This is a genomic window from Streptomyces sp. NPDC111520 (assembly GCF_055635295.1).
In genome coordinates, this window is sequence record NZ_JBVKBW010000004.1 from 413,851 (window position 1) to 435,168 (window position 21,318).

Sequence of the window (21,318 nt, forward strand, 5' to 3'; positions counted from 1 at the left end):
GCGGCCCGGCCCACGGCCTCCGATCCACCGGCTCCGCGCGAGCCTTCCGACTTCGATCCCGGGGATGGCGTACATGGTGAACGAGGAGAAGTACCTCGATTACCTCAAGCGGGCGACGACCGACCTCCGCGAGGCGCGGCGGCGGCTGCGCGAGATGGAGGAGAAGGACCAGGAGCCCATCGCCATCGTGGCGATGAGCTGCCGCTACCCCGGCGGTGTCGCCACCCCCGAGCAGCTGTGGGAGCTCGTCGCCCACGGCGGCGACGCGGTCTCCCCGTACCCCACCTCCCGCGGTTGGGACACCGACGTCCTCTTCGACCCCGACCCCGACAGCGGGATCGACGCCTACGAGAAGGTCGGCGGCTTCCTCCACGACGCCGCCGACTTCGACCCCGGCTTCTTCGGCATCTCGCCGCGCGAGGCCCTGGCCATGGACCCGCAGCAGCGGCTGCTGCTGGAGATCTCGTGGGAGGCCCTCGAGCGGGCCGGGATCGACCCCGCCTCCCTGCGCGGCAGCCGCACCGGCGTCTTCGCCGGGCTCATGTACCACGACTACGCCGCCCGGCTGTTCAGCGTCCCGGAGGAGATCGAGGGCTTCCTCGGCAACGGCAGCTCCGGCAGCATCGCCTCCGGCCGCGTCGCCTACACGCTCGGCCTGGAGGGCCCGGCCGTCACCGTCGACACCGCGTGCTCCTCCTCGCTGGTCGCCCTCCACCTCGCCGCCCAGGCGCTGCGCGGCGGCGAGTGCACGCTGGCGCTGGCGGGCGGCGTCACGGTGATGTCGACGCCCGGTACCTTCACCGAGTTCAGCCGCCAGCGCGGACTGGCCGGCGACGGCCGCTGCAAGTCGTTCGCGGCCGCTGCCGACGGCACCGGCTGGGGCGAGGGCGCCGGCATGCTCCTGCTGGAACGGCTGTCGGACGCCCGCCGCAACGGCCACCCGGTGCTCGCGGTCGTGCGAGGCTCGGCCGTCAACCAGGACGGCGCCAGCAGCGGCCTGACCGCGCCCAACGGCCCTTCCCAGCAGCGCGTCATCCGCGCCGCCCTCGCCGGCGCCCGCCTGTCCGCCGGCCAGATCGACGTCGTCGAGGCCCACGGCACCGGCACCACCCTCGGCGACCCCATCGAGGCGCAGGCCCTGCTCGCCACCTACGGGCAGGAGCACACCCCCGAACAGCCCCTGCTGCTCGGGTCGGTGAAGTCCAACCTCGGTCACACGCAGGCCGCCGCCGGCGTCGCGGGCATCATCAAGATGGTCATGGCGATGCGGCACGGCGTCGTGCCGAAGACCCTCCACGTCGACGCGCCGACGCCCAACGTCGACTGGACCGAGGGCGCGGTCTCGCTGCTCACCGAGTCCGTCGCCTGGCCCGACACCGGCCACCCGCGCCGGGCCGGCGTCTCCTCGTTCGGCATCAGCGGCACCAACGCCCACACGATCATCGAGCAGGCCCCCGAGGCCGAGGCCGTCGAGGCCCCGGAGACCGCAGAAGCCCCGGCACCCGTGCCCGCCCTTTGGAGCCTCTCCGCCAAGACACCGGCGGCCCTGCGCGCCCAGGCGGCCGCCCTGCACGGCCACCTGACCGCCCGCCCCCACCTGCGCGCCGACGACGTGGCCTTCTCCCTGGCCGCCGGGCGCACCGACTTCGAGCACCGCGCCGTCCTCACCGCGGGCGACCCGGCCGGACTTCGCGACGCACTGGCGTCCCTCGCCGACGCGGGGGCCGACGAGGCGACCGCGACCGTGCCGGGCGTCACGCGCGGCCGCCCGGTCGCCGGCAAGACGGCGTTCCTGTTCACGGGGCAGGGCAGCCAGCGCCTCGGCATGGGGCGGGAGTTGTACGCGGCCCACCCGGCGTTCGCGTCCGCACTGGACGAGGTCTGCTCGCACCTCGGCACACCGCTGCGGGACGTATTGTTCGGCGACGACGCCGAGGCGCTGGACCGTACGGAGCACGCGCAGCCCGCGCTGTTCGCCGTCGAGGTGGCGCTGTTCCGGCTGATGGAGAGCTGGGGCGTGGAGCCCGACTTCGTGTCGGGGCACTCGGTGGGCGAGATCGCCGCGGCGCACGTGGCCGGCGTGTTGTCGCTGGAGGACGCCTGCACGCTGGTCGCGGCGCGCGGACGGCTGATGCAGGCCCTCCCGGGCGGTGGCGTGATGATCGCGCTGCAGGCCGCCGAGGACGAGGTCCTGCCGCTGCTCACCGCCCGGGTGAGCATCGCTGCCGTCAACGGCCCGCAGGCGGTCGTCATCGCGGGCGACGAGGACGCGGCACTGGCGATCGCCGCCCGGTTCGCCGACCGGAAGTCCAAGCGCCTGACGGTCAGCCACGCGTTCCACTCCCCGCACATGGACGGGATGCTCGACGCGTTCCGTGACGTGGTGGCGAGCCTGTCGTTCCAGGCCCCCGGCATCCCCGTCGTCTCCAACGTGACCGGCGCCGTCGTCACCGACGAGATGGCCTCGGCCGGCTTCTGGGTGCGGCACGTCCGCGAGACCGTCCGCTTCCTCGACGGCCTGCGCACCCTCGCGGAGCGCAACGTCACGCACTTCGTCGAACTCGGCCCCGACGCGGTGCTGTCCGCCGTGGCCCAGGACGGCCCGGTCGGCGGGACGGCCGCGTTCGTCCCCCTGCTGCGCGCCGACCGGCCCGAGACCGAGACCGTCACCGCCGCCCTCGCCCGGCTCCACGTCCGCGGCGTGCCCGTCGCCTGGGACGCCTACTACACGGGCAGCGGCGCCCGGCGCGTCGACCTGCCCACCTACGCCTTCCAGCGCGAGGCGTACTGGCTCGACGCCGGCCGCCCCGCCGGGGACGTCTCGGCCGCCGGACTCGGCGCCGCCGACCACCCGCTGCTCGGCGCCGCCGTCGCGCTCGCCGGCCTCGACGGCTTCCTCTGCACCGGCCGCCTCTCCCTGGACACCCATCCCTGGCTGGCCGACCACACCGTCCACGGCACCGTCCTGCTGCCCGGCACCGCCTTCGTGGAACTCGCGATCCGCGCCGGCGACCAGGTGGGCTGCGACCTGCTGGAAGAACTCACCCTGCACGCGCCGCTGGTGCTGCCGCCCGACGGTGCCGTCCAGGTCCAGGTGTGGGTCGGGGCACCGGACGCCACAGGCCGCCGCACCCTCGGCGTCCACTCCCGGCCCGAACCGGCCGGGGACACCCCGCAGGACACCGCGAACGACGCACCGTGGACGCTCGCCGCCGACGGCGTCCTCACCACCGGCGCCCCCGCCCCCGGCTTCGCCTCGGAGGTGTGGCCGCCGGCCGGCACCACCGCCGTGCCCGTGACCGACCTGTACGCCGGACTCGCCGAAGCGGGCCTGGAGTACGGACCCGCCTTCCAGGGCGTGCGCGCCGCCTGGCGCGCCCCCGACGGGACGACGTACGCCGAACTCGCCCTCGCCGACGAACAACGCGCCGACGCGGCGCGCTTCGGCCTGCACCCCGCCCTGCTCGACGCCGCCCTGCACACCATCGGCCTCACCGGACTCGTCGAGAACACCGGCCGCGGCCGGCTGCCCTTCTCCTGGAACGGGGTCGCCCTGCACGCCGTGGGCGGCTCGGTGCTGCGCGTACGGCTGACGGCCTCCGGCCCCGAGGCCGTGTCGCTGGCGCTCGCGGACGAGGACGGCCGGCCGGTCGCCGACGTCGCCTCGCTCACCCTCCGCCCGGTCTCCGACGGACAGCTCGGCACCGGGCACGGCGCCCACCGCGACGCCCTGTTCGCCGTGGACTGGATCGCCTCCGACCTGCCCGAGGCTGGGACGCCGGCCGCCGGGGACTGGGCCGTGCTCACCGGCCCGGCCTCCGGCGACCTCCCGGGCCTGCCCGGCACCCGGCACGCCTCCACGGCCGCGCTGATCGAGGCCCGCGACGCGGGCGCCCCCGTGCCTGGCACCGTCGTGGTCCCGTACGCCGCCCCGGCCGCGCTCACCGCCGAGGCCGTCCACGAGGCCGCGCACCGCACGCTCGCCCTGCTCCACTCCTGGCTGGCGGAGGACCGCTTCGCCGACACCCGGCTCGTCCTGCTCACCGAAGGCGCCCTCGCTGCCCGCGACGACGACCGCGTCCCCGACCCGGTCCACGCCGCCGTCTGGGGGCTGCTGCGCTCGGCGCAGTCGGAGAACCCCGGGCGCTTCGTGCTGGTCGACACCGACGGCACCGACGCGTCCCTGGCGGCCCTGCCCGGCGCACTCGCCACCGGGGAACCCCAACTCGCGCTGCGCGACGGCACCGTGCACGCCGCCCGGCTCACCCGGGTCGCCGTGCCCGCCGAGGCCTCGGCTCCCGCGTTCGACGCCGAGGGGACGGTGCTGGTCACCGGAGCGACCGGCACGCTCGGCGGGCTGGTGGCCCGTCACCTGGTGGCGGAGCGCGGCGTACGGCACCTGCTGCTGCTCAGCCGGCGTGGCGCCGAAGCGCCTGGTGCCGCCGAGCTGACGGCTGAGCTGGGCGCGTTGGGTGCCTCGGTGTCGTGGGCGGCATGCGACGCCGCGGACCGTGACGCGCTGGCGGAGGTGCTGGCGGCCGTGCCCGCGGAGCGTCCGCTGACCGCTGTCATCCACACCGCCGGAGTCCTGGACGACGGCGTCATCGACTCCCTCACGCCGGAGCGGCTCTCCGCCGTCCTGCGCCCCAAGGCCGACGCCGCCCTCAACCTGCACGAGCTCACCCGCGACCTCGACCTCGCCGTCTTCGTCCTCTTCTCGTCGGCAGCGGGCGTCTTCGGCGCGCCCGGCCAGGGCAACTACGCCGCCGCCAACGCCTTCCTGGACGCCCTCGCCCAGCACCGCCGCGCCCACGGCCTGCCCGCCGGCTCGCTCGCCTGGGGCCTGTGGGAGGACACCGACGGCATGGCGGGCCGCCTCGACCAGGCCGACCTGGACCGCATGAAGCGCGGCGGCGTACAGGGCCTCACGGCCGCCGAAGGACTCGCGCTCCTCGACGTCGCCGACGCCCTCGGTACCGGGGTAAGCGATGGCGGCGGTTCCCCCCGCGGTCTGCTGGTGCCCATGCGGCTGACCCTGCCCCACGGCGCGCGCGGCGCCGACGTCGCACCCCTGCTGCGCGGCCTCGTCCGCGGCCCCGGCAGGCGCCTCGTCACCAGCACCGGGGACCGTGCCGCAGTCGGCGGCTCCGCCGGTACCGCGCTCGAGCAGCGCCTCGTCGCACTCGACCCGGCCGAGCGGGAGCGGCTGCTCCTCGACCTCGTCCGCGCCCACGTGGCGGACGTCCTCGGCCACGGCTCCCCGGACGCCATCGAGCCCGAACACGCCTTCAGCGAGCTGGGCTTCGACTCCCTCACCGCCGTCGAACTGCGCAACCGGCTCGGCGCCTCGGTCGGCCGACGGCTGCCCGCCACCCTGATCTTCGACTACCCCACCTCCCTCGCCCTCGCCCGCCACCTGCTCCTGGAGTTGGTCGGGACGGACGCGGCCACCCGCTCGGCCCTTTCCCACGGAGCCGTCGCCGAGGGCGCCCTGGCGGACGACCCGATCGCCATCGTCGCGATGAGCTGCCGCTTCCCTGGCGGCGTCACCACCCCCGAGCAGCTGTGGCGCCTGCTGGAGAACGGCGAGGACGCCGTCTCCGGCTTCCCCGAGGACCGCGGCTGGGACCTCGACGCCCTGTACGACCCCGACCCGGACCACCCCGGCACCTCGTACACCCGGCACGGCGGCTTCCTCCACGACGCCGCCGCGTTCGACCCCACCTTCTTCGGCATCAGCCCGCGCGACGCCGTCGGCACCGACCCGCAGCAGCGCCTCCTGCTGGAGACCACCTGGGAGGCCTTCGAGCGGGCCGGCATCGACCCGGCGACGATGCGCGGCAGCCGGACCGGTGTCTTCGCGGGCGTGATGTACCACGACTACGCCACGCTCCTCGAACGCAGCGCCGACGGCGCCGACGGCTCCCTCGGCTCGGGCAGCACCGGCAGCATCGCCTCGGGCCGCGTCTCGTACACCTTCGGCCTCGAAGGTCCCGCCGTCACCATCGACACGGCGTGCTCCTCGTCGCTGGTCGCCCTGCACCTGGCCGTCCAGGCGCTGCGCAACGGCGAGTGCGACATGGCCCTCGCGGGCGGCGTCACCGTCATGGCCACCCCCGGCACCTTCGTCGGCTTCAGCCGTCAGCGCGGCCTGTCCGCCGACGGCCGCTGCCGCGCCTTCTCCGCCGACGCCGACGGCACCGGCTGGGCCGAGGGCGCCGGCATGCTGCTGGTGGAACGCCTGTCCGACGCGCGCGCCAAGGGCCACCCGGTGCTCGCCGTGGTGCGGGGTTCGGCGGTCAACCAGGACGGCGCCAGCAACGGCATGACCGCCCCCAACGGCCCGTCCCAGCAGCGCGTCATCCGCGCCGCCCTGGCGAGCGGGGGACTGACAGCGGCGGACGTCGACGCCGTGGAGGCGCACGGCACCGGCACGACGCTGGGCGACCCCATCGAGGCGCAGGCGCTGCTGGCGACGTACGGCCAGGAGCGGCGCGGCGAGCAGCCACTGTGGCTGGGCTCGATCAAGTCCAACTTCGGCCACACGCAGGCCGCCGCCGGTGTCGCGGGCATCATCAAGATGGTCATGGCGATGCGGCACGGCGTGCTCCCCAGGACGCTTCACGCCGACGAGCCCTCCGCACACGTGGACTGGTCGGCGGGCGCGGTCTCGCTGCTCACCGAGGCAGTCGCCTGGCCCGAGACCGGCCGTCCGCGCCGGGCCGGCGTCTCGTCGTTCGGCATCAGCGGCACCAACGCCCACACGATCATCGAGCAGGCTCCTGCCTTGCCTGCCGCACCTGAGACCCCTGCCTCGCACGGTCCGCTTCCGCTGCGGCTCGCCGGCCGCAGCGCCGAGGGCCTGTCCGCCCAGGCCCGCGCCCTGCGCGCACACCTGGCCGCCCACCCGGACACCTCCCTCCGCGACCTCGCGTACTCCCTGGCCACCGGCCGGGCCGCCTTCGACCACCGCGCCGTCGTCGTCGCTTCGGACGGCGCGTCGCTCGCCGCCGCGCTCGACGGCCTTGCCGACGGGCACCCCGCTCCCGGGCTCACGGCCGGCACGGTCAGCAAGGGCGGCCGCACGGCGTTCCTGTTCACGGGGCAAGGGAGCCAGCGGCTGGGTATGGGGCGTGAGTTGTATGCGGCCTATCCGGTGTTCGCGCAGGCGTTGGACGCGGTGCGTGAGCGTCTTGAGCTGGGTGCGTTGTTCGGGGATGACGCGGAGGCGTTGGACCGGACGGAGTTCGCGCAGCCGGCGTTGTTCGCTGTGGAGGTCGCTCTCTTCCGGCTGCTGGAGTCGTGGGGTGTGAAGCCGGACTTCGTGTCCGGTCACTCCATTGGCGAGATCGCCGCGGCCCATGTCGCCGGGGTACTGTCCCTGGACGATGCGTGCACGTTGGTCGAGGCTCGCGGGCGGCTGATGCAGGCACTGCCCACCGGCGGCGTGATGATCGCGGTGCAGGCGTCGGAGGACGAGGTTCTGCCGCTGCTGAACGAGCGCGTGAGCATCGCTGCCGTCAACGGGCCGGAGTCCGTGGTCATCGCGGGCGACGAGGACGCCGCGGTCGCGATCGTGGAGTCCCTGGAGGACCGGAAGTCGAAGCGCCTGACGGTCAGCCATGCGTTCCACTCGCCGCACATGGACGGCATGCTGGACGCGTTCCGCGAGGTGGTCGAGGGGCTGTCGTTTGAGGCCCCGCGCCTTCCGGTCGTCTCCAACCTCACCGGTGCCGTGGTCACGGATGAGATGGCCTCGGCCGACTTCTGGGTGAGGCACGTGCGTGAGGCCGTGCGCTTCCTCGACGGCATCCGTGCCCTGGAGGTCGCAGGCGTCACCACGTACCTCGAACTCGGCCCGGATGGCGTCCTGTCCGCCATGGCACAGGAGTGCGTGACCGACGAAGGAGCCGTCTTCGCCCCGTCGCTGCGCGGCGGCCGTCCGGAGGCCGAGACCGTCCTCACCGCCCTGGCCCACCTGCACGTTCGTGGTGGGGCCGTGGACTGGGAGGCCCTTTTCACCGGCACCGGTGCGCAGCGGGTGGACCTGCCCACCTACGCCTTCCAGCGCGCCCGCTACTGGCCCGACGCCGCCCACCCGCTCCCCGGTGACGCCGCAGGGCTCGGCCTTGCCGCCGCTGGGCACCCCTTGCTGGGTGCGTCCGTCACCCTGGCCGATGTCGACGGCCTGATGTTCACGGGTCGGTTGTCGTTGCGTTCGCATCCGTGGCTGGCCGATCACGTGGTGTTCGGGTCGGTGTTGTTGCCGGGAACGACGTTCGTGGAGCTGGCTCTGCATGCGGGTGAGCGCGTGGGGTGCCCTGATCTGGCGGAGCTGACGCTTGCGGCGCCTTTGGTCCTGCCGGAGTCCGGTGCCGTTCAGGTGCAGGTGGTGGTCGGTGAGGCCGACGGATCGGGCGGTCGTTCCGTTGCCGTGTATTCGCGTCCGGACGGTGACGACGAGGCCTGGGTTCGCCATGCGGCGGGCCTGCTGACGGAAAGCGTCCAGGCCGAGGTGAGCGACCTGTCCGTGTGGCCTCCCGCCGGAGCCACCGCCGTGAGCGCGGCGAGCGCGTACGAGGTGCTGGACGCCGCCGGTCTCACGTACGGCCCCCTGTTCCAGGGGCTCGGTGCCGCATGGCGGCGTGACGGCGAACTGTTCGCGGAGGTGTCGCTCCCCGCGGAGTTGCACGGTGACGCCGAGGGCTTCGGTGTGCACCCGGCATTGCTGGACGCGGTGTTGCACAGCCTGGCGCTGGGCGGTGTTCTCGCGGGCGCTGATGAGGGTGCGCGGTTGCCGTTCGTGTGGAGTGGTGTGCGGTTGCACGCGGCCGGCGCGTCGTCGGTGCGTGTGCGGGTGGCGTCGGCCGGGGACGGTGCGGTGTCGCTGGAGCTCGCGGACCCGACGGGTGCCCCGGTGGTGTCGGTCGAGTCGCTCGCGCTGCGCGCGGTCTCGCCCGACCAGATCGATGCGGCGCACGACAACCGCCAGAACTCCCTCTACCGGCTCGAATGGACCGGGCGTCCGGTCGAGCGGGAGCGGACTTCGCCGTCGGTGACGGTCAGTTGTGCTGTCGTGGGCGCCGGGATACCCGGTGTGGACGGCCTGATCCACACCGACCTCGCTGCCCTGGCCGATGCGTCCGACGCCGTGCCGGACCTGGTGTTCGTCACCCTCGGAGAGGTCGAGGGAGAAGTGCGGAAAGCGGTGCACGCCGGGGCCGCCCGGGCGCTTGCCCTTCTTCAGGCCTGGCTGGCGGAGGACCGCTTCGCCGACTCCCGCCTTGTGTTCGTCACCCGGGGTGCGATGGCGGCCGACGACCTTGTCGGCGCGGCGGTCCGGGGCCTGGTCCGTTCCGCCGCGACCGAGCACCCCGGCCGGTTCGCCCTCGTCGACCTCGACGACAGGGCCCTGCCCACGGAGGCGGTTGCCGCGGCTCTGGCCGCGGGGGAGTCGGAAATGCTCGCCCGCGAGGGCGCGGTGCGGGTGCCGCGTCTGGTCCGTGCGGTGGCGGAGGCCGGGCCGCTGGTCCTTGAGGGCACGGTGTTGGTGACGGGTGCCAGTGGTGCGCTGGGCGGGCTGTTCGCTCGTCACCTGGTGTCCGCGTACGGGGTGCGGGATCTGCTGTTGGTGAGCCGGCGGGGTGCGGATGCGCCGGGCGCGGCCGAGCTGACCGCTGAGCTGGCGGGGCTGGGGGCGTCGGTGGCGTGGGCGGCGTGCGATGTGGCCGACCGCGATGCGCTGTCCGCGGTGCTGGAGGCGATTCCGGTGGAGCGTCCGCTGTCAGCGGTGGTGCACACCGCGGGTGTCTTGGACGACGGTGTCGTCGGGTCGCTGACGGCGGAGCGTCTCTCGGCGGTGCTGCGTCCGAAGGTGGACGCGGCGTGGAACCTGCACGAGCTGACGCGGGACATGGATCTGTCGGCGTTCGTGGTGTTCTCCTCCGCTGCCGGTGTGTTCGGCAACGCGGGTCAGGCGAACTACGCCGCCGCCAACTCCTTCCTTGACGCCCTGGCCGCGCACCGCAGGTCGCAGGGCCTTGCTGCCACGTCGCTGGCCTGGGGTTTGTGGGACGGCGGCATGGCCGGCGAGCTCGATGCCGATGAGGTGTCGCGGCTGGGCCGAGGCGGTGTCAGCGCGCTCTCGCAGGAAGAGGGCCTGGCCCTGTTCGACGCGGCCGCCGCTTCGCAGGACGCGGAGTTCGTACCGGTGAAGCTGGACCTGGGCGCGCTGCGTACGCAGGCGGGCAGCGGGATGCTGCCGCCGTTGCTGAGCGGTCTGGTCCGCGTCCCGGCCCGTCGCGCCGCGAAGGCTGTCGGCGCGGGGGCGGAGGCGGAACGCCTGGCCGGACTGTCCGCGGCCGAGCAGAAGGCTCACGTCCTGGAGCTCGTCCGCACCCAGGTCGCAGGGGTGCTCGGCTACGCGGGTCCGGAGGGGGTGGAGCCGGATCGGTCGTTCCGTGAGCTGGGCTTCGACTCGCTGACCGCCGTCGAGCTGCGCAACCGGCTCGGGGCGGCGATCGGGCTGCGCCTGCCGGCCACTCTCGTCTTCGACTACCCGACCTCCGTGGTTCTGGCCGAGCACCTGCGAGGGGAGCTTGTCGGAGCTGCCCCGGCAGCGGTGGCGCCGGTCGCCGTCCCGGTCCGTGACGACGAGCCGATCGCGATCGTGGGTCTGGGCTGCCGCTATCCGGGTGGGGTGGAGAGCCCGGAGGATCTGTGGCGGCTGGTCCTCGATGGCCGGGATGCGATCTCGGGCTTCCCTGAGGATCGTGGCTGGGACGTGGAGGCGTTGTTCGACGCCGATCCCGACCAGCAGGGGACGAGCTACGCGCGGGAAGGTGGCTTCGTCCGGGACGCGGGTCATTTCGACCCCGCTTTCTTCGGGATATCGCCGCGCGAGGCGGTGGCGATGGATCCGCAGCAGCGGTTGCTGCTGGAGACGTCGTGGGAGGCGTTCGAGCGGGCCGGCATTGATCCGACGACGATGCGTGGCAGCCGGACGGGTGTCTTCGCGGGTGTGATGTACCACGACTACGCATCCCGACTGTCGGTGCTTCCCGAGGGCGTCGAGGGCTTCCTCGGCACGGGCAACGCCGCGAGTGTCATCTCGGGCCGCCTCTCCTATGCGTTCGGTCTTGAGGGTCCGGCCGTCACCGTTGACACGGCCTGCTCGTCCTCGCTCGTCGCCCTGCACCTGGCGGTGCAGGCGCTGCGCAGTGGTGAGTGTGATCTGGCGCTTGCCGGTGGTGTGACGGTGATGGCGACGCCGGCGGCGTTCGTGGAGTTCAGTCGGCAGCGGGGTCTGGCGTCCGATGGCCGGTGCAAGGCGTTCTCGGCGGACGCCGACGGGACCGGTTGGGCCGAGGGTGCGGGTGTGATGGTCGTGGAACGGCTGTCGGACGCTCGCGCCAAGGGCCATCCGGTGCTGGCGGTGGTGCGGGGTTCGGCGGTGAACCAGGACGGCGCGAGCAATGGCTTGACGGCGCCGAACGGTCCGTCGCAGCAGCGGGTGATCCGGCAGGCGCTGGCCAATGCCCGGCTGACCGCGGCTGAGATCGACGCGGTCGAGGCGCACGGCACCGGCACGACGCTGGGCGACCCGATCGAGGCGCAGGCGCTGCTGGCGACGTACGGCCAAGAACACGGTGACGAGCAGCCGCTGTGGCTCGGTTCGATCAAGTCGAACATGGGTCACACGCAGGCGGCGGCCGGTGTCGCGGGCATCATCAAGATGGTCATGGCGATGCGGCATGGCGTGCTGCCGCGGACGCTGCACGTCGATGAGCCGTCCCCGCACGTCGACTGGTCGGAAGGCGCGGTGTCCCTGCTGGACGAGCAGAGGGACTGGCCGGAGACCGGACGCCCGCGTCGCGCCGCGGTGTCCTCGTTCGGCTTCAGCGGCACCAACGCCCACGCCATCATCGAACAGGCCCCCGAACCCGAACCTGTTGAAGCACGGGACCAGGCCCCGACGGAGGTCCTGCCGTACGTGCTGTCGGCGAAGACCCCGGACGCGCTGCGCGACCAGGCAGCCCGGCTCCGGTCCCACATCGAGGACGCCGTCGATGTCAGTGCCGCCGTCGCACTCTCCCTGGCCACCCAGCGCACCGCCTTCGAGTACCGCGCGGCGGTCGTGGCCTCGGACCGGGATGAACTGCTGCGGGGCCTGGCGGCACTGCAGGTCGGTGGTCCGGCGCCGTCGGTCACGCGGGACACCGTGAGCACCGGCAAGCTTGCTTTCCTCTTCACCGGTCAGGGGAGTCAGCGGCTGGGGATGGGGCGTGAGTTGTACGCGGCCTATCCGGTGTTCGCGCAGGCGTTGGACGCGGTGGGTGAGCGGCTGGGGCTGGACGTGCTGTTCGGCGACGACGCCGAGCTGCTGGATCGTACGGAGTTCGCGCAGCCGGCGTTGTTCGCGGTGGAGGTGGCGCTGTTCCGGCTGCTGGAGAGCTGGGGCGTGCGCCCGGACTTCCTCTCCGGCCACTCCATCGGCGAGATCACCGCCGCGCATGTCGCCGGGGTGCTGTCCCTGGAGGACGCGTGCACGCTGGTGGCGGCGCGTGGGCGGTTGATGCAGACGCTGCCGGGTGGCGGTGTGATGATCGCGGTGCAGGCGTCGGAGGACGAGGTCCTGCCGCTGCTGAACGAGCTCGTGAGCATCGCTGCCGTCAACGGGCCTTCATCGATTGTCATCGCCGGTGACGAGGATGCCGCGACGGCGATCGTGGAGTCCTTCGGGGACCGGAAGTCGAAGCGGCTGACGGTCAGTCACGCGTTCCACTCGCCGCACATGGACGGCATGCTCGACGCGTTCCGCGAGGTGGTGTCCGGACTGTCCTTCCAGGCCCCGCGCATTCCGGTCGTGTCGAACCTGACCGGTGCCGTCGTCACCGATGAGATGGGATCCGCGGACTTCTGGGTGCGCCACGTCCGCGATGCCGTGCGCTTCTTCGACGGCGTCCGCGCTCTGGAGGCCGCGGGCGTCACCACGTACCTCGAACTCGGCCCCGACGGCGTGCTCTCGGCGATGGCGCAGGAGTGCGTGGCCGGGGAAGGCGCGGCCTTCGTGCCCGTCCTGCGCTCCGCGCGCCCCGAGGCCGAGACCGTCACCGCCGCACTCGCCCAGGCCCACAACCGGGGCATCGCGGTCGACTGGCAGGCGTACTTCGCGCCGATGGGCGCTGAGCCCGTCGACCTGCCGACCTACGCCTTCCAGCGGCAGCGGTACTGGCTGGAGGCCCCCGAGCACGCCGTGACCGGGGACGTGACGTCCGCGGGCCTCGGCGCGACGGACCACCCCATGCTGGGTGCGGCTCTCGCGCTCGCGGACGCCGACGGCCTGGTGTTCACGGGTCGGTTGTCGTTGCGTTCGCATGGGTGGCTGGCCGATCACGTGGTGTTCGGGTCGGTGTTGTTGCCGGGGACGGCGTTCGTGGAGCTGGCTCTGCATGCGGGTGAGCGTGTGGGGTGCCCGGGTCTGGCGGAGCTGACGCTTGCGGCGCCTTTGGTCCTGCCGGAGTCTGGTGCGATTCAGGTGCAGGTGCTGGTCGGGGAGGCCGACGGAGCGGGCGGGCGTCCGGTTGCGGTCTACTCCCGTCCGGACGACGCGGACGTGCCGTGGGTCCGCCACGCCGTGGGTGTGCTGACGGACGACGTCCGGCCGGGCGCGGCCGATCTGTCCGTGTGGCCTCCGACCGGCGCGAGTGCCGTCGAGGTCGATGCGGCGTACGAGGTGCTGGACGCGGCGGGCCTTGTGTACGGGCCGCTGTTCCGGGGGCTGCGTGCGGCGTGGCGGCGCGGCGACGAGCTGTTCGCCGAGGTGGCTGTGCCGGAGGAGGCGCAGCGGGACGCGGACACGTTCGGTGTGCATCCGGCGTTGCTGGATGCGGTGTTGCACAGCCTGGCGCTGGGCGGTGTTCTCGCGGGCGCTGATGAGGGTGCGCGGTTGCCGTTCGTGTGGAGTGGTGTGCGGTTGCACGCGGCCGGCGCGTCGTCGGTGCGTGTGCGGGTGGCGTCGGCCGGGGACGGTGCGGTGTCGCTGGACCTGGCGGACCCGACGGGTGCCCCGGTGGTGTCGGTCGAGTCGCTCGCGCTGCGCGCGGTCTCGCCCGACCAGATCGACGCCGCGCACGACAACCGACGACAGGATTCACTGTTCGAGGTCGACTGGACGGCGCTGCCTCTTGCGTCGGACACCCGGCAGCAGACAGTGCTGTGGCTCGGAAGCGCGGGACTCGCCTCCCTCGCGGGCGACGGCCAGGACGTGCCGGAGGCCGTGGTGGTGCCGTTGGACGGGGACGCTTCCGACGACCTGCCGGGTGCGGTGCACGCGCAGTCCGGTCGTGTGCTGGGTCTGGTGCAGGAGTGGCTGGGTGACGAGCGGTTCGCCGCGTCGCGTCTGGTCTTCCTGACGCGGGGTGCGGTGGCCGCTGTGCCGGGCGACGAGGTCGCGGATCTCGTGCATGCGCCGGTGTGGGGCCTGGTCCGTTCCGCGCAGTCGGAGAACCCGAGCCGGTTCGGCCTGATCGACCTCGACGGTGAGATCGACGCCGACATCGTCACTGCGGCATTGGGCTCGGGGGAGCCGGAGGTCGCCGTCAGGGCGGGGACGTTCCTGGTGCCGCGTCTGGTCCGTGCGGTGGCGGAGCCCGGGCCGCTGGTGCTGGACGGCACGGTGTTGGTGACGGGTGCCAGTGGTGAACTGGGCGGCTTGTTCGCGCGTCATCTGGTGTCCGAGTACGGCGTGCGGGATCTGCTGTTGGTGAGCCGGCGTGGTGCGGATGCGCCGGGCGCGGCCGAGCTGACCGCTGAGCTGGCGGGACTGGGTGCGTCGGTGGCGTGGGCGGCGTGCGATGTGGCCGACCGGGACGCGCTGGCCGGGGTGCTGGCGGAACGTCCGCTGTCGGCGGTGGTGCACACCGCCGGTGTCCTGGACGATGGCGTCATCGCGTCCTTGGACCAGGACCGTCTGTCGGGGGTCCTGCGTCCGAAGGTGGACGCGGCGTGGAATCTCCATGAGCTGACGCAGGGCATGGATCTGTCGGCGTTCGTGCTGTTCTCCTCCGCCGCCGGTGTGTTCGGCAACGCCGGGCAGGCGAACTATGCGGCGGCCAACTCCTTCCTGGACGCGCTGGCCGCGCACCGCAGGTCGCAGGGCCTGGCGGCGACGTCGCTGGCGTGGGGCCTGTGGGACGGGGGCATGGCCGGCGAGGCATCACGCTCCGGACGCGGCGCCGTGAACGCCCTGACCGAGCAGGAGGGTCTGGCCCTGTTCGACACCGCGGCCGCCTCGCCGACTGCCGTGCTCGTACCGCTGAAGCTCGACCTGGCAGCCTTGCGCTCCCAGGCCGTGGGCGGCGGGATGCTGCCGCCGCTGCTGAGCGGTCTGGTCCGCGTTCCGGCCCGCCGTGCCGCGAAGGCGGGAACCGGCTCTGTGGCCGAGCGCCTGGCCGGACTGTCCGCGGCGGAGCAGGAAGCACACGTCCTCGAGCTGGTGCGCTCCGAGGTCGCGGCGGTGCTGGGACACGCGGGTCCGGAGGGGGTGGAGCCGGATCGGTCGTTCCGTGAGCTGGGCTTCGACTCGCTGACCGCCGTCGAGCTGCGCAACCGGCTTGCCGCGGCCATCGGGCAGCGCCTGCCGGCCACCCTGGTCTTCGACTACCCGACCGCCGCGCTTCTCGCGGAGTACGTGCGGGGCGAACTGGTCGGCACGGAAGCCGTGGTGACGGCGGCCGTGCCCGTCGCTCTGCGCGACGACGAGCCGATCGCGATCGTGGGTCTGGGCTGCCGTTACCCGGGTGGGGTGGAGAGCCCGGAGGATCTGTGGCGGCTGGTCCTCGATGGCCGGGATGCGATTTCCGGGTTCCCTGAGGATCGTGGCTGGGACGTGGAGGCGTTGTTCGACGCCGATCCCGACCAGCAGGGGACGAGTTACGCCCGGGAGGGTGGCTTCGTCCGGGACGCCGGTCATTTCGACCCCGCTTTCTTCGGGATCTCGCCGCGCGAGGCGGTGGCGATGGATCCGCAGCAGCGGTTGCTGCTGGAGACGTCCTGGGAGGCGTTCGAGCGGGCGGGCATCGACCCGGTCTCGATGCGCGGCAGTCGTACGGGCGTTTTCGCGGGTGTGATGTACCACGACTACGCGTCCCGGCTGAGCGTGCTGCCTGAGGGCGTCGAAGGGTTCGTCGGTACCGGCAACGCGGCGAGTGTCATCTCGGGCCGGTTGTCGTACGCCTTCGGTCTTGAGGGCCCGGCGGTGACGGTGGACACAGCGTGCTCCTCGTCTCTGGTTGCGCTCCATCTGGCGGTGCAGGCGCTGCGCAACGGCGAATGCGACATGGCGTTGGCCGGTGGTGTGACGGTGATGGCGACGCCGGCTGCGTTTGTGGAGTTCAGCCGGCAGCGGGGTCTGGCGTCCGATGGCCGGTGCAAGGCGTTCTCGGCGGACGCCGACGGCACGGGCTGGGCCGAGGGTGCGGGTGTGATGGTCGTGGAGCGGCTGTCGGACGCCCGCGCCAAGGGGCATCCGGTGCTGGCGGTCGTGCGGGGCTCGGCGGTGAACCAGGACGGCGCGAGCAATGGTCTGACGGCGCCGAACGGTCCGTCGCAGCAGCGGGTGATCCGGCAGGCGCTGGCCAATGCCCGGCTGACCGCGGCTGAGATCGACGCGGTCGAGGCGCACGGCACGGGTACGACGCTGGGCGACCCGATCGAGGCGCAGGCGCTACTGGCGACCTACGGCCAGGAGCACAGCGACGAGCAGCCGCTGTGGCTCGGCTCGGTGAAGTCCAACTTCGGTCACACGCAGGCCGCGGCAGGCGTGGCGGGCATCATCAAGATGGTGATGGCGATGCGGCATGGCGTGCTGCCGCGGACGCTGCACGTGGACGAGCCCAGCCCGCACGTGGACTGGTCGGAAGGCGCGGTGTCCCTGCTGGCCGAGCAGAGGGACTGGCCGGAGACCGGCCGTCCGCGCCGTGCCGCGGTGTCCTCGTTCGGCTTCAGCGGCACCAACGCCCACGCCATCATCGAACAGGCCCCCGAACCCGTTCCCGCACCCGCGCCCGTACAGCCGCAGGAGCCGGAGCGGCCGACCGGCCCGCTTCCCTGGACGCTGTCCGGGAAGTCGGTCGAAGCCCTCCGCGAACAGGCCGCACGACTGCGGGCGTTCGCTCTCGACAACGCGGACGTGACCCCGGCCGACATCGGCTGGTCCCTGGCCACGACCCGTACCGTGCTGGACCGCCGCGCCGTGGTCGTCGCCGAGGAGCGCGACGGATTCCTTGGCGCGCTCGAAGCGCTGGCAGCGGGCCAGGCGAGCGCGGCGGTGACACAGGGCTCGCCGGCGGCGGGCAAGGTCGCGTTCCTCTTCACCGGGCAGGGCAGCCAGCGCCTCGGCATGGGCCGCGAGCTGTACGCCACCTACCCCATGTTCGCGGACGCCCTGGACGCGGTCTGCGCACACCTCGATGCGCCGCTGAAGGATGTGCTGTTCGGGGACGACGCGGACCTCCTCGACCGGACGGAGTGGACCCAGCCGGCCCTCTTCGCCGTCGAGGTGGCGCTCTTCCGGCTGCTGGAGAGCTGGGGCGTGAAGCCGGACTACGTGTCCGGTCACTCCATCGGCGAGATCGCCGCCGCGCACGTGGCGGGGGTCTTCTCGCTGGAGGACGCTTGCACGCTGGTCGCGGCGCGCGGAAGGCTGATGCAGGCACTGCCGGCCGGTGGCGTGATGATCGCGTTGCAGGCGGCCGAGGACGAGGTCCTGCCGCTGCTGGACGACCGGGTGAGCATCGCCGCCGTCAACGGCCCGCAAGCCCTTGTGATCGCCGGTGACGAGGAGACGGCCACGGCGATCGTGGAGCTGTTCCCGGACCGCAGGTCGAAGCGCCTGACGGTCAGCCACGCCTTCCACTCCCCGCACATGGACGGCATGCTCGACGCCTTCCGCGAGGTGGCCGAGGGCCTGTCCCACGCCTCCCCCCGCATTCCGCTGGTCTCCAACCTGACAGGCGCCCTGGTCACGCAGGAGACGTCCTCGCCCGACTTCTGGGTCCGCCACGTCCGCGACGCCGTCCGCTTCCTCGACGGCGTCCGCGCCCTGGAGGCCGCAGGCGTCACCACCTACCTCGAGCTCGGCCCCGACGGCGTCCTGTCCGCCATGGCCCAGGACTGCCTGACCAGCGAGGGCGCGGCCTTCGCTCCGGTCCTGCGCTCCGCCCGCCCCGAGGCCGAGACCGTCACCACCGCACTCGCCCACGCCCACACCCGGGGCGTCGCGGTCGACTGGCAGACCTACTTCGCCGGCACCGGCGCGCGCCGCGTCGACCTGCCCACCTACGCCTTCCAGCGGCAGCGCTACTGGCTGGAGGCCCCCGCACACGCCCTGAGCGGCGACGTCACGTCCGCGGGCCTCGGCAGTGCGGATCACCCGCTGCTCGGCGCGGCGGTCGAGCTGCCCGACTCCGACGGGTTCCTCTTCACCGGCCGGATCTCCCTGCGCACCCACCCCTGGCTGGCGGACCACCGGGTCGCGGGCACCGCGCTGCTGCCCGGCGCCGCGCTCGTCGAACTGGCCGTGCGGGTCGGGGACCACGCGGGCTGCGACCTGCTGGAGGACCTGACGCTGGAAGCGCCGCTGGTGATGCCCGAGACGGGCGGCGTGCAGCTCCGGCTCACCGTCGCGGAGCCGGAGGCGGCAGGGCGGCGCGCCTTCCACGTGTACTCGCGGCCCGAGGAGTCCGCGGCGGACGAGCCGTGGACCCGGCACGCCGGCGGTTTCCTGGCCGTGGCGACCGAGGGGGCACCCACGGCGGAGGAAGCGGCCGCGTGGCCGCCCGCCGGGGCCGAGCCCTGCGATGTGGACGAGCTGTACGCGTCCTTCGACGCGATGGGGCTCGCGTACGGTCCGGCGTTCCGCAACTTGCGGCGCGCCTGGCGGCTCGGCGACGGCGAGGTCTGCGCCGAGGTCGCCCTCGCCGACGACGACAGGCCGGAGGGCGCGCGGTTCGGGCTCCATCCCGCGCTGCTGGACTCGGCCCTCCACGCGGCCGGACTCGGGGACTTCTTCCCCGGCGCCGAGCCGGGTGCCCGCCTGCCCTTCGCGTGGGACTCGGTGCGGCTGCACGCCGTGGGCGCTTCCGCGCTGCGGGTCCGCATGGCACCGGCCGGACAGGACGCCGTCTCCCTGCTGATCGCGGACGAGGCGGGGCAGCCGGTGCTCAGCGTCGGCTCCCTCGTCCTGCGTCCGCTGAACGTGGACGCGATCACCGGCGGTGCCGGCGGGCCCGGTGGGGCCTTCCGGGACAGCTTGTTCCGGGTCGACTGGCCGGTGCTGCCGCTGTCCGGGGACGTGCATTCGCCGACCGCGGGCCGCTGGGCCCTGTTGGGCGGGGACCCGTTCAAGCTGGGTCCTGTCCTTGGCGCGCACAGTGTTCACCCGGACCTGGCGTCGCTCGGCCGGGAGACCGGGGCCCTCCAGGCCGACGACGTGCCGGAGACCGTCCTGTTCTCGCTCGCACCGGACGTCTCCACCGCGGGCGGACTCGCCTCGGCCGCGCACTCCGCCGTCACCGCGGCGCTGGAGCTGGTCCGGTCGTGGCTGGCGGACGAGCGGTTCGCCGCGTCGCGGCTCGCCTTCGTCACCCGGGGCGCGGTCGCCGTGGACGCCGACGAGGACGTCGAAGACCTGGCGCACGCCGCGGTGTGGGGCCTGGTCCGTTCCGCGCAGGCCGAGCACCCGGGCCGGTTCGTGCTGGTCGACGTCGACTCCGAGGACGCGTCCCTCCGGGCGCTGCCCGCCGCGCTCGACTCCGACGAGACGCAACTGGCCGTGCGGGACGGCGTCGTACAGGCCCCGCGCCTCGCCCGCGAGGCTGTCTCCCCCGCAGAGTCCGCGGACGCTGTCTTCGACCCGGAGGGCACCGTCCTGGTCACGGGCGCCGGCGGCACCCTGGGCGGACTCCTCGCCCGGCACCTGGTGGACGTCCACGGGGTGCGGCGCCTGCTGCTGGTGAGCCGGCGCGGCGCGGGGGCGGACAACGCGGAGGAGCTCACGGAGCACCTGGGCGCATCCGGCACGGAGGTGACCTGGGCGGCGTGCGACGTGGCCGACCGCGACGCGCTCGCCGCCGTACTGGCAGGCATTCCCGTGGAGCATCCGCTCACCGCGGTCGTCCATGCGGCCGGTGTCCTGGACGACGGAACGGTCGAGGCGCTGACCCCGGACCGGTTGCGGCGCGTCCTGCGGCCCAAGGTCGACGCGGCCTGGCACCTGCACGATCTGACCCGGGACCTGGACCTGTCGGCGTTCGTGCTGTTCTCCTCGGCCGCCGGTGTCCTCGGCAACGCCGGACAGGCCAACTACGCGGCGGGCAACACCTTCCTCGACGCCCTCGCCCAGCACCGCAGGGCGCAGGGACTCACGGCGGTCTCGCTGGCCTGGGGCCTGTGGGACGACGAGGCCGGCATGGCCGGGACGCTCGACGCGGCCGAGCGGCGGCGCCTGGGCCGCGGCGGCATGCTGCCGCTCTCCCCGGCGGAGGGCCTGGCCCTGTTCGACGCCGCCCTGCCCGGTGCCGCCGGGGAGGAAGCGTCCGCGTCCCTCCTGGTGCCGGCCCGGCTCGACCTGGTCGAACTCCGCAGGGCCGTCGGCGACTGGACACCGCCGCTGCTGCGCGGCCTGCTCCGCGGCACCACGCGGCGCCGGGCGAGCGACGCGTCGACGCAGACCCCGGACTCGCTCGCGCAGCGGCTCGCCCAACTGCCCTCCGCCGAACGGGACCGGGTACTCCTCGACCTGGTCTGCACCCAGGTGGCCCAGGTCCTCGGCCACAGCGGGGCCGCCGCCATCGAACCCGGCAGCGCCTTCAAGGAACTGGGCTTCGACTCGCTGACCGCGGTGGAACTGCGCAACCGCCTCGGAGCCGTCTCCGGGCTGAGGCTGCCCGCCACGCTGATCTTCGACTACCCGACCCCCGAAGCACTGAGCGGCTACCTGCGCTCCGCGCTGCCCCTCGACGACGACGGGCCGTCGGTCCTCGGCGAACTCGACCGGCTCGAAGAGGCCTTGGGCGCGTCCGACGCGGACAGCGTCACCGCCTCACGGATCACGATGCGCCTGCAGGCCCTCCTGGCCAAGTGGAAGGACGCGCAGGAAGCCGGCGGTACGGCCCCTGACACGGCCGGCGACGACGGCGACCTCGAGACCGCCACGGACGACGAGCTCTTCGACCTGCTGGACGAGGAACTCGGCTCCTCCTGACCCTTCCTGCCGCCCCACCTGCCCCACGATCCATCCGCGCCACCGGAGACCCG

1 protein-coding gene is annotated in these 21,318 nt (G+C 73.4%); it reads left to right on the forward strand.

Annotation, left to right across the window (positions count from 1 at the left end; all coding sequences use genetic code 11):
• The first annotated feature begins 73 nt into the window (after positions 1 to 73).
• On the forward strand, positions 74 to 21,265 hold the full coding sequence (locus tag ACZ7MY_RS11815) for an SDR family NAD(P)-dependent oxidoreductase (protein WP_499601324.1): 21,192 nt from the start codon (positions 74 to 76) through the stop codon (positions 21,263 to 21,265).
• Positions 21,266 to 21,318 lie beyond the last annotated feature (53 nt).

What these genes read in the sequence shown, in the direction of transcription:
- ACZ7MY_RS11815 (WP_499601324.1), top strand. Translation starts at nt 74, where the DNA reads ATGGTGAACGAGGAGAAGTACCTCGATTACCTCAAGCGGGCGACGACC.